The 16926-nt window shown below is 60.0% G+C and carries 14 protein-coding genes; all 14 read left to right on the forward strand.

What is annotated here, in order from left to right; translation table 11 throughout:
• Positions 1-37 precede the first annotated feature (37 nt).
• Positions 38-2779 (forward strand): glycosyltransferase, encoded by a 2742-nt coding sequence (locus HU737_RS04060; protein WP_186555954.1) that lies wholly within the window; start codon positions 38-40, stop codon positions 2777-2779.
• A 134-nt stretch (positions 2780-2913) separates the two neighbouring features.
• On the forward strand, positions 2914-3615 hold the full coding sequence (locus tag HU737_RS04065; protein ID WP_186555955.1) for a WbqC family protein: 702 nt from the start codon (positions 2914-2916) through the stop codon (positions 3613-3615).
• A gap of 55 nt (positions 3616-3670) precedes the next feature.
• Entirely contained in the window at positions 3671-7216 is a 3546-nt protein-coding gene (locus tag HU737_RS04070) for a glycosyltransferase (protein ID WP_186555956.1), read from the forward strand.
• 59 nt (positions 7217-7275) lie between these two features.
• Complete coding sequence (locus HU737_RS04075; RefSeq protein WP_186555957.1) at positions 7276-8004, forward strand: class I SAM-dependent methyltransferase; 729 nt, start codon at positions 7276-7278, stop codon at positions 8002-8004.
• A complete protein-coding gene (locus tag HU737_RS04080; RefSeq protein ID WP_186555958.1) occupies positions 8001-8849 on the forward strand; it encodes an NAD-dependent epimerase/dehydratase family protein in 849 nt (282 codons plus the stop codon). The genes HU737_RS04075 and HU737_RS04080 overlap by 4 nt, the downstream gene beginning before the upstream one ends.
• A complete protein-coding gene (locus tag HU737_RS04085; RefSeq protein WP_186555959.1) occupies positions 8846-9823 on the forward strand; it encodes an ATP-grasp domain-containing protein in 978 nt (325 codons plus the stop codon). The genes HU737_RS04080 and HU737_RS04085 overlap by 4 nt, the downstream gene beginning before the upstream one ends.
• Entirely contained in the window at positions 9804-10490 is a 687-nt protein-coding gene (locus HU737_RS04090) for a metallophosphoesterase family protein (protein WP_186555960.1), read from the forward strand. Before HU737_RS04085 ends, HU737_RS04090 begins: the two co-directional genes overlap by 20 nt.
• Positions 10491-10540: 50 nt before the next feature.
• A complete protein-coding gene (rffA, locus tag HU737_RS04095; protein ID WP_186555961.1) occupies positions 10541-11686 on the forward strand; it encodes a dTDP-4-amino-4,6-dideoxygalactose transaminase in 1146 nt (381 codons plus the stop codon).
• Between the two features lie 218 nt (positions 11687-11904).
• A complete protein-coding gene (locus tag HU737_RS04100) occupies positions 11905-12840 on the forward strand; it encodes a ketoacyl-ACP synthase III (RefSeq protein WP_186555962.1) in 936 nt (311 codons plus the stop codon).
• A 355-nt stretch (positions 12841-13195) separates the two neighbouring features.
• On the forward strand, positions 13196-14056 hold the full coding sequence (locus tag HU737_RS04105; protein ID WP_186555963.1) for a flagellin domain-containing protein: 861 nt from the start codon (positions 13196-13198) through the stop codon (positions 14054-14056).
• Positions 14057-14127: 71 nt separating this feature from the next.
• Entirely contained in the window at positions 14128-14514 is a 387-nt protein-coding gene (locus HU737_RS04110; protein ID WP_186555964.1) for a flagellar protein FlaG, read from the forward strand.
• Between the two features lie 78 nt (positions 14515-14592).
• Complete coding sequence (gene fliD, locus HU737_RS04115) at positions 14593-15993, forward strand: flagellar filament capping protein FliD (RefSeq protein WP_186555965.1); 1401 nt, start codon at positions 14593-14595, stop codon at positions 15991-15993.
• 133 nt (positions 15994-16126) lie between these two features.
• A complete protein-coding gene (fliS, locus tag HU737_RS04120; RefSeq protein ID WP_186555966.1) occupies positions 16127-16522 on the forward strand; it encodes a flagellar export chaperone FliS in 396 nt (131 codons plus the stop codon).
• 15 nt (positions 16523-16537) lie between these two features.
• Positions 16538-16834, forward strand: coding sequence for a flagellar protein FliT (locus HU737_RS04125; protein ID WP_186555967.1), 297 nt, complete (start codon positions 16538-16540; stop codon positions 16832-16834).
• Positions 16835-16926 lie beyond the last annotated feature (92 nt).

A 16926-nucleotide genomic window follows, 5' to 3' on the forward strand; every position in this document is an offset into this window, starting at 1 on the left:
TGCCGGGTGCTGCAACGACAACCTCGACAGGTGCTCTATGATCGAAATCGCAACCGGGTCGCCCGCTGATGTGACCGTTGTCCTGCTTGGCCATGACCAGGCAGATCACCGCGCCCGAGCGCTTCACTACTATGCCCAGGCCGGTATCGCTTGCCATGCCCTGGAACCTTTGCTGAGCACCTGCACCGGCGCTGTCTGCAAGGCGCGCCTGGAACTGGTGGTGGCGCAGCTGGACACGCCCCTGGTCAGCTTGGCGCTCGATGCCGACTTCATCCTGCCAGCGGCGCTGGCTGGCGCTGCAAAAGCCCTAAGCGCGCAACCGCAAGCAGTAGCGGCCCAGGGCTATGCGCTGGTGTATGCCGCGGGCAAAGGGCAGGTGGCCTACCACCGGCGGGGTTCGGCGTTCGCTGCTGGCCAGGTCTGCGGCACCCGAGCGCGTCTGCAGCAGTATGCCCAGGCCGGCCAGCAGGCGTGGCGTGCGCTGCTGCGGGTACCGGTACTGCAGGCGGCATTGGCCAGTGTCCCGGATGAACTGGACTTTGCCGGCTTCCGGGTTGCCCTGTCCTGCGCGATCCTCGCCCAGGGGGCCGTCGCTCACCTCGAGCAAACCGACGTAGTATGTGAGTTCAGCCCCTGCACCCTGACTGCCGCGGCGCGCGAAGAGCGGTTGGCGCAGACGGTTCGCGTCCTGCGCCAATGGGATGCGCAGCAGCAGGCTGCGTGCGCGGATGATACCGGCTTTGCCGTGCTCAATCAGTTCGTGCGTGGCACTTACGATCAAGGTGAGGCCGACCTCTTGTTCACCTCGCGCTGGACCAGCGTGATCGATGATCCCGAGCGCGATTTCGAGCCTCGTCAGTACGTCGAGCTGCCGTACTACAACGCCCCATTGTTTACTCGGCTGAGCGCGATTGAGTTCCTGTGTCACGCATGGCCGACCGGCCTGGCGCAGCACAAAGCCTTGGAAGGTGTGTGGGTACGCCAGCGTGAGCTGGTGCAAACGCATCCCAACGATACGCCGGAAAGTCTGCAAGAGCGTTACTGGCAGGCGCTGGCGCTTGGCCTGTTCAACCCGCAGATCTGTCAGTTGCTGCAGCCGATGCTCGACGCTGACAGCGCCCGTGCCCGCGAAATGGCTGACTGGCTGGGGCGTCTTGAACAGGTGCCAGGCGTCAACCCGCAGCAATGGTTGCAGGCCACAGCCTCCGGTCAGGCCCTGGCGGCCATTGCCGCGGCCACTCCGGACGAAGCAGGCCGTCAGCGTGTTCTGGCGCACCTTGCGCGCAATCCGGGAGCGACGATCGCTTTCGTCGTGGTCGATCTGAAAAATGATGACGCGGCCCTGCAGGCCACCTTCGACAGTCTGTTGGCCAGTGGTATACGCAACTTCAAGCTGGTCGTGCTCAAGGCAGGCAAGCCGCCAGCGATCACCACGGCGCGCGATACCTTGCATTTCATTCAGGTTAGCGAAAGCAACTGGGTGACTCATCTGAACCAGGCGGTTCGACAACTGCCGAGCGAGTGGCTGCTTCTGATGCAGGCGGGTGAAGTGTTGCTTGCTGGTGGCCTGCTGCGCCTGTTGGTGGAACTGGGAGAAGCGCCTGCTTGCCACGCCATCGTTGCCGATGAAGTGCAGCGTGATGAGCCGGGGCGGTTGCTCACTGTTCGTCGTCCAGGTAGTGACCTGGACCTGTTGCGCAGCCAGCCGGGCTTGATGTCGCGGCATTGGCTGGTGCGCCGCGAAGCAGTGCTGGAACTTGGCGGTTACAGCGAAGAGCAGCGCGAAGCGCTGGAATACGACTTGTTGCTGCGTCTGGTCGAGGCGCATGGCACCGGCGTGTTGGCCCATATGGACGAATATCTGCTGATTGCCGCGCAAGCACCGCAAGCCCTCACGGCGCAGGCGCGCGGCATCCTCGGTCGGCACCTGGGCAACTTGGGTTACCGTGCCCAGGTTAGCGAGCAGGACGGGTCGGGGCTGGTCATCGACTTCCGTCATTCGGCGACGCCCCTGGTGAGTATTCTGGTCGCCAGCCAGCCCGGCTCTAGCCAATTACAGGCATGCTTGACGGGCATACTGCAGCGCACCCGTTATCCACGTTACGAAGTCGTCGTGGCAGTTGCCAGCGAGACCGGTGGGGAGTCTGTGCAGGCTTCGGGCAACCGTGTACGGGTGGTGGGCGGCCCGGCGCAAGCCACTGCCGAGCAGTTGCTCAACCTGGCGGCTAGTCATGCCCAGGGCGAATTCCTGGTGGTGCTGTCCGAGCACAGCCAAGTGATTTCTCCGGCCTGGATCGAAGGCCTGCTCAATGAAGCACAGCGTCCTGAGGTTGGCCTGGTAGGTGCGCGCTTGCTGGCGCAGGACGGCACATTGGTCCATGCCGGTTATGAGTTGTTGGCACACGCCCAGGTGTACAGCCCATGGCAGGGTCTGCTGGGGACTGAAGTGCAAGATAATCCTTGGGTACAGTCGGTACGCAGTTGTGCGGCTGTTTCGGCGCAGTGCCTGATGATCCGCAAGGAGCTGTTCGAGCAGTGTGAAGGCCTGCAGTCTGGGCCGGATGCTGCTATCGAGCTGAGCTTGAAAGTGCGCGATGCTGGCCTGATAGTGCTCGGCACGCCGCGTTCGCAACTGCTGGTGAGCAGTGGGCGAGGAGAGCAGGGCGAGCAAGCGCCGGAGTTGGCGCAACGGTGGCCTGGGTCATTCACGGGTCGCTCGCGGTTTGCCAGCGTCGCGCCGGTGGCTGACGCGCCTGAGTGGCTGGCCCAGCTAGGTTAACTGGCGCGGGATTTGCAAAGTCGGGCCAAGTGCCCGACTTTTTTATGTCTGAGTGGCAGGATATTGACGTAGCAAAACGCGCTCTTTGTGCTTGCAGGGGCGCGTGGAGATCCGGCTTGCGGTAGAGGTTGGCGATGCAAAAGAAAGTGGCGATAGTGCAATCGAACTACATCCCGTGGAAGGGATATTTCGACCTGATCCGCAGTGTCGATGCGTTCGTGCTGTACGACGACGTGCAGTACACCCGCTCCGATTGGCGCAACCGCAACAAGATCAAGACCGCCCAGGGTGAACACTGGTTGAGCATCGCGGTGCAGAAAAAGGGTCGACTGGGCCAGCTCATCAATGAAGTGCAGATCAGCGATGCAGGCTGGGCCGCAGCGCATTGGAAAACCATCGAGCAGAGCTACCGGCGTGCCCCTTGCTTTGCGCAGATGGAAGGCCCTATTCGCGCCCTCTACGAACAGGCGGCCAGCTTGCCCGGGTTATCGCAGGTCAACCACCTGTTCATCGCCGGTTTGTGCCAGTTGCTCGGTATCCATACGCCGTTGTACCGCTCTGAAGCGCTTGGCCAGGTAGAAGGACGCAACGAACGCCTGGTGCACCTGTGCCAGGCATTGGGTGCCAGTGAGTATCTCTCAGGCCCAGCTGCCAGTTGTTACCTAGACCAAGCGGCATTCGCCGCATCGGGTATTGCGGTTTCCTATATGAGCTATGCCGGCTATCCGGAGTATCGGCAAGTGTTTGGCGAATTTCAGCACGCGGTGAGCGTGATCGACCTGTTGTTCAACACTGGCGCCGATGCTCCGGCTTTCCTTGAGCGCCATGTTGCCTGATCGCCGCAGTCGGTGATTGGCGTACTAACGACTTTACCTTGGAGTTTTCAGCTCGATGTCGACACCCTTGCAGTTGGATGGGCAGGACCTGGAACTGGCCAAGGCGCGTCTGCGTCTGATGTATGCCAAGCCCGAGCATCCCTACTACATCATGGCACCTGCCTACCGTGAGACGTCCTCGGGTATCGTGGCGCTGCACTACCTCTGTCACATGCTCAACCTCAGCGGCCGTGAGGCCTATATCTGCCGGACCGAGACAGTCAATCCTGAACTGAAGACGCCGTTGCTGGACTCAGCTATCGCCGTGCGCCATTTGAGCGAAGGTAAGACGCCGATCGCCATTTACCCTGAAGTGGTCGAGGGCAATCCTTTGGGGTGCGCAGTGGTTTCGCGCTTTTTGCTCAATTTCGAAGGGGCGATCTCTGGTCGCGGCATGCAGGCGCGCAGCGACGATCTGCTGTTCTTTTATGCAGCGCCTCTGGCCGAACGATTGGGGCTGAGCGAGTTCGACCTGTTGTGCCTGCCGGCGATCGACATCGGGCTGTTCTCGCCGCCGCCGGCAGGCGCGGTGCGTGAAGGTCGTTACCTCTATCAGAACCGCCATCCGCTGGAGCAGATCGACTACACGCAATTGCCTGACGATATTCGCCTGCTCAGTGTCGCCAATCCACTGAGCCTGTCCGAGTTGGCCAGTTTGCTGCGCAAGGCCGAGGTGCTGTACAGCCATGAGTGGTCGATGACCTGCGTGATGGCTGTGCTCTGCGGGTGTCCGGTGCTCTTCATCCCGGGGCACGGGATTGACGAGCAGTTCCTCAACCTGGGGTTCTTTGGCAATGTCGGCTTCGCCATGCTCGACCAACCGCAAGCGCTTGAGCAGGCCCGTTCGACCCTGCCACAGGCGTTGACGCAATACGTCCAGCGCACCGCAGGGTTCTGGCAGCAATTGGATGTTTTCATCGCCAAGACTCAAGCGGCTGCCGAGCGCGAGACGCAGGGCAATCGGCGCGGTGCGCTCGACTGGCTGCGCCAGCGCTATCCGCAGCCGACGCCGCTGCAACTGATCCAGCAACGCCTGGCCAGTCCAGCGGCACCGACTCTTGCCATCGTGGTGCGCGACGGGGCAGATCCGCAGGCGTTGGCCCGCACCCTGCAGAGCCTGCAGCAAAGCTTGTATCAGCGTTATACGGTACATGTGCTGGGCAACTCGCGGCCAAGTCAGGCTCAGGTCGATTGGCTGGAGGGTGGGGTCGAGCAAGCTGTGCCATTGATCAACGGTCTGCTCGAACGCAGTGATTGCCAGTGGTTGATGATTGTCGATGCTGGCGAGACGTTCACCCCCTGTGGCCTGCTGGCGGCCGCCCTGAAACTGCTGGACGGCGACCCCAGTTGCCTGGCGATGTATGCCGATGAAGCCGTGCAGGTGAAGGGCGGTTTGGTCGATATTGCCCTGCGCCCGGATCTGGACCTGGACTTGCTGCTGGCGTTTCCAGCCAGTCTGTCTCGCCATTGGTGCTACCGACGCGAGGCCCTGTTACAGCAGCATGGCTTTGCTCCTGAGGGTGGGCGCGCCTTCGAGCTGCATGCTCAACTGCGTCTGATCCAAGCACATGGCCAGGCAGCCGTGGAGCACGTCAGTGATGCGCTGCTGGTGGCCAACGCGGTGCGGGCGCAGATCTGCGCCGATGAGCATGCGGTGATCACCGACCATCTGCGCACCAGCGGTTATCCGCAGGCTCAGGTGATCGACTTGCCCGGCGCGCCGGGTCGTTACCGCATCGATTATGGCCATCAGCAAGACGCCACCGTCAGTGTACTGATCTACCTGGAAGGATCTTTGCTGGCGTTTCAGCGCTGTCTGGAAAGCCTGCTGATGCACACCACCCACAACGCCTATGAAGTGATCCTGATCGATCCTGGCAGCGATGACCCGGACTTGCTGGCCTGGCTGCAAATGGTCAGTCAGATGGATGAGGCGCGCTTTGCGGTGTTCCAGTTCATGCCTGGTCAGTCGCGTGCGGCCATGTGCAATGCCGCGGCGCAAGAGGCGCGGGGTGACTACCTGGTGTTGCTCGATGCGGCCAGCGCAGTGCTTGAGCCCGACTGGCTGCAAGCGCTGCTCAACCACGCCCAGCGCGCCGAAGTGGGCGCGGTGGGTGGCAAGTTGTTCGACCGCGAAGGCAGCATCCAGCAGGCCGCGTTGCTGCTTGGCGCTAGCGCCAGCATTGGCCAGTTGTTCCGCGGCATGCCAGCCCAGGATGCCGGCTACATGGGCCGGCTTGGCCTCGAACAGCGCTGCGCGGCGCTGGGCGGTAAATGCCTGATGATCAGGCGCGAACTGTTCCTGCAGGCGGCAGGGCTGGATGTCGATCCGCTGCTGGCGCCATGGGCCGAGGCTGATTTGTGCTTGCGCCTGCACCAGGGCGGTTACGTCAACGTGTGGACCCCGCATGCCCGCCTTCTACAGGACGCGCGCGGCCAGCGCAGGCCGAGCGCCGAGCAGGAAGATGCCTTGTATGCGCGCTGGCTGCCGCTGCTAGCCCGAGATCCTGGCTATAACCGAAATTTTTCCCTGCGCGATGGCGAGGCATTCGCTCTGCAGGACAACGCCCTGTGCTGGTCGCCCTCAGCTGATGCTTTGCCTAAAGTGCTGGCTTGCCTGGGCGAGCAGCAGCCAGGCTCTGCGACACGCTTATTAGAGCCGCTAACGGCCCTTGAGCGGGCCGGGCAGATCGAAGCTGCAGCCACCACCGGTTGGTTGTCGGCAGTTGAAATCGAGCGCTTTTCGCCGGCAACGGTGGTTATGCAGCGGCCGCTCGACGATGACGGGCTATTGGCCTTGCGCAGGCTGCGGGCCTTCTCGACGGCGTTCAAGGTATATGACCTTGATGGCTATCTGCCGGCGATGGATCTGGCCATTGGCATGAATGCCGAGCAACTGCTCGAGCGTCTACAGCAGGGCATGCTCCAGGCCGACCGGGTAATGGTCGCAAGCCCAATGCTGGCCGAACTGCTTCAGGGCCAGCACGAAGACGTGTGCCTGTTGCAGAGCGCCCTGCCAACAAGCTGGGGGCGTTTGAGCGCGCAGCGCGGCGTGGCCGACAAGCCCCGCGTGGGCTGGTTGGGTGGCAAGGACAGCGGTTTGCTCAGCGAGGTGCTGCCGGCGCTGGCCAATGAGGTGCAGTGGGTAGTGCTTGGCGATTGCCCGGCGTCACTGCAGCCATTGCTTGCCGAGCGTCACCCGGCACCCCAGTGGAACGACCTGGGGCCTGCATTGGCGGCGCTGGATCTCGACCTGGCCCTGGTGCCGATGAGTGACAGCTTGAGCAACCACTGCTCGGCAGACCTGCGCGTGCTTCAACATGCAGCCTGTGGTCATCCGCTGATCTGCAGCAGGAGCCCCGGTTTGGTCGGCAGCGATGTACTGCCGCTGAGCCGCGTCGACAACACGGCCAATGATTGGATACGGGCGATCCGTCTGCACCTTGAGGATCCTCAGGCGTCAGCGGCGCTGGGCGAAGAGCTGCGCAACCAGGTGCGTCACAACTGGTTGCTGCAGGGTGAGCGACTGCAAGCCTGGCGGCGAGCTTGGCTGCCCGGATAAGGCAGGCCAGTCATTGAATTGCGCACATCGATCCGACTCATGCGAGAACAGAGGCACAGATGAACAACACGCTTGATACCTATATCGCGGCATACAGCGACAGCTTTGGCTACGCCTATGACAACAACATCATGCTGAACTGGTATCCGCGGCGCATCATGCAGTTGTGCGGGCCACAGCTCAGCCTGCTCGAGTTGGGTATCGGTCATGGCTTCTCGACCCAGCGGTTTTCCAGTTACTTTCGCACGCACACGGTGATCGACGGTTCAGCGTCGGTGATTGCCCAGTTCCAGGAACAGTATCCGGACTGTCCGGCGCACATTATCGAAAGCTACTTCGAGACCTTCGAAACCGAGCAGCGTTTTGACCTCATCGTCATGGGTTTTGTCCTTGAGCATGTACAAGATCCGCAGCAGGTGCTGCGCAAATTCAAGCAGTACCTGGCACCCGGTGGGCGCTGCTTCGTGCTTGTGCCGAATGCGCAATCGCTGCACCGTCGCTTTGGTCACGCTGCCGGGTTGCTTGATGACATGATGACGCTGGGGGCCGGTGATCATCAGCTTGGGCATCTGCGTGCCTACTCGCTGGCGACCCTGACCGAGGAGCTGGAGCAAGCAGGGCTGCGCGTCGTGCGCAAAGAGGGGCTGTTCCTCAAGCCATTCATGACCTCGCAGATGAGGAGCCTGAACCTCAGCGATAACATCACCACCGCCATGTGTACCGTGGCTATCGACTACCCTGAGCTCAGCTGCGCGCTGATGCTCGAAGCGACCCTCGCCGACCAATGAACAGCTTGGTGATCGGCAGTACCTCGACGCTAGGCAAGGCCATTGCTCAAGCGCTGTCACGGCATGGCCCGGTGAAAATGGCTGGGCGTCGGCAGGCAGACGTGGCGTTCGACCTAATTCACGGCGCGCCAGCCGACATCAGCGACACGTTTGACGTGGTGGTGCATGCCGCTGCCGATTTTGGCGGCAATGCACCAGAGGACTTGATTCGCGCCGAACAGGCTAATAGCGTCGGCACCCTGGCTGCCTGTCAACTGGCGGAACGCTGTGGTGCACGGCAGGTGATCCTGCTGTCCTCACGCTCGGCCGGTTATCAGCCAGGCGATCGATATTTCGGTATCTACGCACTGTCCAAGCGCCATGCAGAGGAGGTCGCGAGCTTGTACTGCACGACCCGCGGCATAACCCTATGCATTCTGCGCCTCAGCCAGGTGTATGACAGTCAGGCCCTGTGCCGTGCGCACCAACCCTTGCTCTATGCCATCGCCGACAACGCTGCTGCTGGCAATACCGTCAACCTCCATGGGGGCAACGATGCCCGGCGCAGTTACTTGCACCTGGATGATCTGGCCGAGATTTGTGCGCGCGTGGCCAGTGGGGGTATCGGCGGCCTGTACAACTGCGCTCATCCGCAAGACCCACGGCTTTCCGAGATAGCCTTGGCGGCCATCGCGGCTTTTGGCCAGCCTGGCGATGTGCGCTTTCTCGCAGACAAAGACGATATTCCCGATCTGCCGCCCTTCGTTTGCTCGCAGGATCTGTTCGAGCAAATCGGCTACGTGCCGCAGATCGATATTCAGCGAGGTTTCGAGTTGATGCGAATTCATCGGGAGAGCAACGCATGAGGACCGTGATGGTCACCGGGGTTGGCGCGATCATGGGCTATGGCCTGCTCAAGTCGCTGCGTGCCGCCGACCCGTCGTTGCGCCTGATTGGCGCCGACATCTTCGATGATGCGGTCGGCCAAGCCTGGTGCGATGTGTTCGAGCAAGCGCCGTTGACTGCCGACAAAAACTATCAGCAATGGCTGCTGGACGTGCTCCAGCGGCATGCCGTCGACTTGTTGATTCCGGGCATTGAACAAGATGTGCACTGGCTGTCGCAGCAGCGTGAGGCGTTCGCCCAGACCGGCTGCCAGCTGGCGCTCAACGCCGCGCAACTGATCGAGCTGTCGCAAGACAAGTGGGCGATGCATGAGGCCTTGCTCGGCATGGATGAGGCATGCCGGATTCCCAGCCTGCTCAAGGGCGATTTTCGCTCGCTCAAGGAAGCCTTTGGCCTGCCATTTCTGCTCAAGCCGCGCCGCAGCTATGCCTCCAAAGGCCTGGTCTGGGTGGGCGAGGAGCGCGACTTCAGTGCCTATGCGCCACTACTCGGTGAAGTGCTGATGGCCCAGCCGATCATCGGCAACGCTGCTCAGGAGTACACCGTTGCAGTGTTCGGTGATGGCCGGGGCGGCAGTGGCCCGAGCATCACCTTCCAGCGCAGTCTGGCCTCCGATGGCTCGACCGCCAAGGCGCGGGTTTGCCAGCACGCAAGCCTCGACGTGGTAGTCGCCCGGTTGTGCCGCGCGTTCAAACCGGTAGGTCCGACTAATTTGCAGTTTCGCCGTGGCAGCGACGGCAACTGGTACCTGCTGGAGATCAATCCGCGTATCTCCTCGACCAGTTCCATTCGCCGCGCTTTCGGTTACAACGAGGCGAAGATGTGCCTGGAGTTCTATCTCGATCGGCAGACGCCGCAGGCGCCAACGCTGCGTCAGGGCTTCGCCGTACGCTACATAGAGGATTATGTGATTCATGATCGGGATCATTTCTGACGTCCACGGCAACTACAGCGCATTGCGCGCCGTACTCGCAAAGCTCGATGCGCTGGGGGTGTCACGGATCATCTGCCTGGGCGACACCGCGGGTTACTACTGTCAGGTCAATCAATGCTGCGACGCCCTGCGCGAGCGCCAAGTGTTTTCAGTGATGGGCAATCATGACTGGTACCTGGCCCGGGGTGAGCGCTGCCCGCGCTCCAACAGTGCCAATCGCTGCCTGGATTATCAGGCGCAGGTCATCACCGCGCAAAACCTGGCCTGGCTCGAAGGCCTTGATCTTCAGGCCAAGCAGCTGGGCATCAGCCTGGTGCACGGTGGCTGGGCCGACCCACTGGACGAGTACCTGCAGCCGTCCCAGGCCTATTTCGATGCGTTGCCCGGCAGCGTTTTTGTCTCCGGGCATACCCATGTCCAGTGCCTCTGGCAGGGCCGGGGCAAGGTCTATTGCAACCCAGGTTCGGTGGGCCAGCCGCGTGACGGTGATCCGCGGGCAGGCTTCGCCACTTGGGATGGACAAGCCTTCGAGTTGCACCGTCTGGAGTACGACATCGGCGAGATTCAACGGGCGATGGCTGCAGCCGGCTTCACCTCGTACTTTTATGAAAACCTCGAACAGGGAACTCAGATCGGTGGACGTATCAGTACATCCCCGGTGTGCTGAGCAGCAACCTGTGCTCCCACCCACTCTGGCGCCAACTGCGGAATTCAGCAATGAGCACTGAAAAAATTCTCTTCAACCGCCCGCACATGACCGGTAAGGAGCTGTTCTACATTGCCGAAGCCAAATTCGGCAACATGCTCGCCGGCGATGGTCCTTTTACCAAGCGCTGCCATCAATGGCTGCAGACGCAGACTGGGTGCCAAAAGGCGTTGCTGACCCATTCGTGCACCGCCGCGCTGGAAATGTCTGCCTTGATGCTGGATATCCAGCCGGGCGATGAAGTCATCATGCCCTCGTACACCTTCGTCTCCACCGCTAACGCCTTTGTGCTGCGTGGCGCGGTGCCGGTGTTCGTCGATATTCGCGCCGACACCCTCAATCTCGATGAGCGCCTGATCGAAGCAGCAATCACGCCTCGGACCAAGGCTATCGTGCCTGTGCACTACGCTGGGGTCGCATGCGAAATGGACAGCATCATGGCGATTGCCCGCAAGCATGGCCTGCGGGTGGTCGAAGATGCCGCTCAAGGCGTGATGTCCAGCTATAAAGGACGGGCGTTGGGCAGTATTGGCGATCTGGGGGCATTCAGCTTCCATGAGACCAAGAACGTCATCTCTGGCGAAGGCGGGGCATTGCTGGTCAATGACCCACAGCAAGTCCAGCGCGCCGAAATCATCCGTGAGAAGGGTACTGATCGGAGTCGCTTCTTCCGCGGTGAAGTGGACAAGTACACGTGGCAGGAAGTGGGATCGTCGTTCTTGCCGGGCGAGCTGATCGCAGCATTTCTCTGGGCTCAGCTCGAAGAAGCACGAGCCATCACCGACAAGCGCCTGGCCAGCTGGGATTACTATCATGACGCCTTGGCAGGGCTTGAGCAGCAAGGCCTGCTGCGCCGCCCGATCATCCCGCACCACTGCCAACACAATGCCCATATGTACTATGTATTGCTGGCTCCGGGTATCGATCGGCAACAGGTGCTCAATGTGCTCAAGCAGCATGAGATCTATGCGGTGTTCCACTACGTGCCACTGCATTCGTCGCCGGCAGGTGAGCGCTATGGGCGTACCCATGGCAACATGCAGGTGACCGAGCACAGTTGCGAGCGACTGTTGCGCCTGCCTTTGTGGTGGGGTTTACCCACGTCCGATCAGGACCGTGTAGTGCAGGTTCTTGGCCAAACCCTCAGCAGCTTTTGAACGTCACCTGGTACAGGCGCAAGGCGGTGCCCGGCTATTCGACAAAAAGAGCGTGACTTGAGAGTCAGAACGCGCATCTTCACTGTATATTGTCGAAAACCGGGAGCCGCTGCGTCGCACCTGGACACGCTGTCAGGGATCGGTTGCCGCCGTATCGCCTGGCGTTTTGTCGTTGCGCAGGCAGTGGGTATTTCGCTGTAATTGAATTGGGAAGCCATATGATTGGCATTAAAAGCATCGCCAGCTACGTGCCTACCGAAGGGGTGGACAACTACGCCCAGGGCGCGAAATTCGGCAAAGACCAGGATTTCATCTTCGGCAAGATCGGTTCGACCTTCTTGCCGCGCAAGGACGATGGCCAGGAAACCTCCGACCTGTGTGTCGAAGCTGCTAAAAATCTGTTTGCTGCCAATCCCTCGCTTGATCCGGCATCCATCGACATCGTCATCGTCGTCACCCAGAACGGCGATGCCGAAGGTCTGCCCCATACCGCAGCTATCGTTCAGCACAAGCTTGGCCTGCCGACCGCGATCGCTGCTTTCGATATCTCCCTGGGCTGCTCCGGCTATGTCTATGGCATCTATGCCATGAAAGGCTTCATGGAGGCGGCTGGGCTGAAGAATGGCTTGCTGCTCACCGCTGACCCATATTCGAAGATCGTCGACCCTGAAGATCGCAACACCACCATGCTGTTCGGTGACGCAGCCACGGCGACCTGGATGTGCGAGGATGCCGTTTGGCAGCTTGGTAAGTCGCTGTTCGGTAGCGATGGTTCGGGCGCTGAACATCTGCGTACCACTGATGGCAAGTTCTTCATGAATGGTCGTCAGGTCTACAATTTCGCCCTGGTCAAAGTGCCGGCGCATTTGCAACAGCTGCTTGAAGCTAGCCAGCTGCAGGCCGAGGACATTGATCTGTACTGCCTGCATCAAGGTAGCGCGGCGATCGTCGATGCGGTTTCGGCGCGCTTCGATGAGGGTGAACACAAGACGAAGTTCGTCAAGGACATGGTCGAGACCGGCAATACCGTGTCGTCGAGCATCCCGCTCCTGCTTGAGAAGCATGTGCTCGGCTCGCAGCACAAGCGCGTTGCCTTGAGTGGCTTTGGCGTGGGCTTGTCGTGGGGCTCGGCCATCGTCGAGCGTCGTGACTGACAGCTGCCACCCGTAAAAACGCCGCCGATTCCAGGGCGGCGTTTTTGTTTTGGTTACTGAGTTATTCCTGTCGGCCTCTTCGCGAGTAAAACCGCTCACGCCCCGATTGCGCTAAATCCTCCGAAGGCCAGCTCAGGCTCTACCACAAGACTCATACAAGGGGACATTTGGTTGCCTGGATCTTGGCGTCAACTCCTTGATTTCATTGGGCTGGCAGGATGCCAGTAAATTTTTTCGAAAATCCGCTAAAGCAACCCGCCCTGACGACGATAACTATTACGAAGGTTCTCTGTGCCACACCCGGCGAATTGCCAAGGCCGGAAGCCGTAGTACCCAATCCAACGAGGAATTCGTCATGGCTTTGACTGTTAACACCAACACCACCTCTCTGGGCGTTCAGAAAAACCTGAACCGTGCTTCCGATGCACTGAGCACCTCGATGACCCGTCTGTCCTCCGGCCTGAAAATCAACAGCGCCAAAGACGACGCTGCTGGCCTGCAGATCGCTACCCGCATGACCTCGCAGATCCGTGGTCAGACCATGGCTATCAAAAACGCCAACGACGGTGTCTCCATCGCCCAGACCGCTGAAGGCGCGATGCAAGAGCAGACCAACATTCTGCAGCGTATGCGTGAGCTGGCCGTTCAGTCGCGAAACGACTCGAACAGCTCGACCGACCGTGACGCTCTGAACAAAGAATTCCAGTCCATGCTGCTGGAAATCGACCGTATCGCCGACAGCACCCAGCTCAACGGCAAAAACCTGCTGGACGGCACCGCTGGCGTCATGACCTTCCAGGTCGGCTCCAACAACGGTACTGCCAACCAGATCACCATCAGCCTGAGCGGCGCGATGAAAACCACCGGTGCCAACGCTGCTCTGACCGGCCTGGCTGGTAAGACCATCGCTGGTGCTGACAGCACCACCGCGCAGAACAACTTCAGCGCCGCCATCAGCGCCATCGACGACGCTCTGAATGCAATCAACAGCTCGCGTGCTGACCTGGGTGCTTCGCAGAACCGTCTGACCAGCACCATCAACAACCTGCAAAACATCAACGAAAACGCCGAAGCTGCTCGTGGCCGTGTACAGGACACCGACTTCGCTGCTGAAACTGCCCAGCTGACCAAGCAGCAGACCCTGCAGCAAGCTTCGACTTCGGTTCTGGCTCAGGCCAACCAGCTGCCATCCGCTGTTCTGAAGCTGCTCGGCTAATAGCTGATGATAGCTGGCGGGGGAGTGCACTTTGAGGCGCTTCCCCGCCTTTTCATTGCGAGGTGGTGGACATGGACATGAGCGTAAAGCTGAATCTATCCTACCCGGCCGCACGTCCGGTCGAGCAGGTCGCCGAAAAATCGGTCGCCGAAAAATCGGCCTCCGAAAAGGCGGTTAACCGGTCGGTGGACACCAGTGGTGGCAAGGGTTCGCACCCAGCTTCGGTAGTCGATGATGCCGAAAAGGTGCGCAACGCAGTTACCGAGATTGAAAAGTTTCTCAGTTCGACTCGACGCAACCTGGAATTCTCCACGGATGAAGAATCCGGCAAGATCGTGGTCAAAGTCATCGCCAGCGAAACCGGTGAGTTGATTCGCCAGCTGCCCTCAGAAGAGGCACTGCGAATTGCCAATAGCCTGAGCGATGTCAATAGTATTCTGTTCGACGCTAAGGTTTGATTGGTGGCGAACATCATGATGCAGTGAAGGCCAGGTCCACGGGAGTGGCACTGGCGTATTTACGAGAGGGAACATAGCATGGCAAGCCCGATTCTTCCCAGTACAGGCGTTGGGTCTGGTCTCAACATTACCGAGATCGTGACTGCCCTGGTCCAGGCTGATACTGCCGCCAAGCAGGCGCAGATCACTCGCCAGACCAGCAACAATACTGCGTATATATCCGGGGTTGGTGCGCTGCGCAGTGCCCTTACTGCATTTACCACTGCCATGGGCAAGCTCAACGAAAAGGACGCCCCGTCGTTCAATGCCTATGCGGCAACCTCGGCGAGCGACAGTATCGTCAAAGCCACTGCTGGTAATACGGCGGTGGCAGGCAGCTATAGCATCGAGGTGGCGAATCTGGCCACCGGTTCCAAGGTGGCGAGCCAGGCCTTTGTGGGGGGGGCGAGTACCTCTATCCCTAAAGGCGACCTGCTCATCAGCCAGGGCGGTAAAAACTACACCGTCAGTGTCGGTGATGGTGCAACGCTGCAATCGGTGCGTGATCAAATCAACAGCGAACTGAGCGCCAGCGGCATTTCTGCCAACATCGTGACGGGTAAAGATGGTGCGCGCCTGGTCCTGGGTTCGTCTACCACCGGTAAAGGCAGCGATATTTCGGTAAGTGGCATTACTGCGTTGAATATTGACGGCACCAAGTCGATGGCCACCGAAGGCGCGGGCTATATCGATGATGTTGCCAAGGATGCCGTGCTGAAGGTCGATGGTCTGGAAGTTACCAGTGCCTCGAACACAGTCAAGGATGCGATCAGCGGCCTGACCTTGGAGCTGACTGGCAAAAGCGTGGTCGGCTCGCCAACCACGGTGACTGTCGCAGCTAACAACGATGGCCTGAAGACGTCCATCCAGGGCTTTGTGGATGCCTACAATACCCTGCAAAACGCAATCACAACGCTGACCAAGACCACCACTGATGCTGATGGCAACATGGTCCTGGCGTCCCTGACCAACGATCCGACTACGCGTTCGCTGCTCAAGGATATCCGCGGTGTTCTGGCAGAGGTCGGCTCTGGGGATCGCCTGACGACCCTGAGTCAGTTAGGTATCAATACCCAGAAAGATGGCACTCTGGAGTTCAATAGCACTAAATTCACCGCGGCGATGAACGACAAGAAGCTCGGCGCCGAAGTGCAGGAGCTGTTCACCGGCACCAACGGTATCTTTGAGCGCATGAACAAGGCTATTGATCCGTACAACGCCACCGACGGCAGCCTGGCCACGCGTAAGAACAACCTTGACCAAGTCGCCAAGAACCTCACGGAACAACAGGCTGCCCTCGACCGTCGCACCGAGTCGCTGACCGAGTCGCTGACCAAGAAATACGTAGCGCTGGACACCGCCCTGGGCAAGATGAAAGCCCAGGCCGACCAGATCACCTCGATCTTCGAAGCGATCAACGCGCAAGCCAAGAAATCCTGATTCGCGGCAGCGGCACAAAGCCCGGTAGCGTCATATCGACGCACCGGGCTTTTCGCTTTGGCGCTAAAGTTTTTTGACGTGACGGCGATACACAGGGTATACGCAACCTTTTTCGCTGCAACGAGGTAGATCCATGAACCCGATGTTGGCCCTTCGGCAATACCAGAAAGTCAATGGCGTGGCGCAGACCTCCGAGGCCAGCCCGCACCGTCTGGTACAGATGCTCATGCAGGGTGGCCTGGACCGCTTGGCTCAGGCAAAGGGCGCCATTGCGCGCAAGGACGTGGCCCAGAAGGGTATTCTGATCGGCAAGGCCATCGACATCATCGGCGGTCTGCGCGAAGGCCTGGACCTGGAAAACCACGCCGACAGCTTGACCGACCTGGACAACCTCTACACCTACATGAGCCGCCGTCTGGTCGAGGCCAACGTCAACAGTGATCCGGCGATCATCGACGAAGTCGCGCGCCTGCTGATCACGGTCAAGGAAGGTTGGGATGCAATCGCCGACCAGCAGCCTGAAGGCTGATTCAAGGAGAGTGTCATGAGCGAGGTTATCGAGCGCATCGAACAGACCCGTGAGGCGTTGTTGGCCGCCCTGGCCGGACGCGATTGGGATGCGGTGGGCGAGCTCGACCTCGAATGCCGCTTGTGCGTCGAGGACGTGCTGGCAGAGGCATCGCAAAACGAAGGCGCGGTGCGGGCAAGTCTTGAGCAATTGCTGGAGACTTACCGGCACCTAATCGAGGTTGCAAGTGGTGAGCGTCAATCAATAGTCGACGAGATGACGCAAATCCGTCAGGCGAAAAACGCGGCTAAGGTATACCATCTGTTCAGCTGACACTGAAAGATGCAAAAAGCTGCGCGCCATAAATTTGACTATGTGCTGTTTTTTGACTTTACTAGTGGCTGTTTTCGAATTTCAGACGTCCG

The organism is Pseudomonas urmiensis (assembly GCF_014268815.2).
Classification (GTDB): Bacteria; Pseudomonadota; Gammaproteobacteria; order Pseudomonadales; family Pseudomonadaceae; genus Aquipseudomonas; species Aquipseudomonas urmiensis.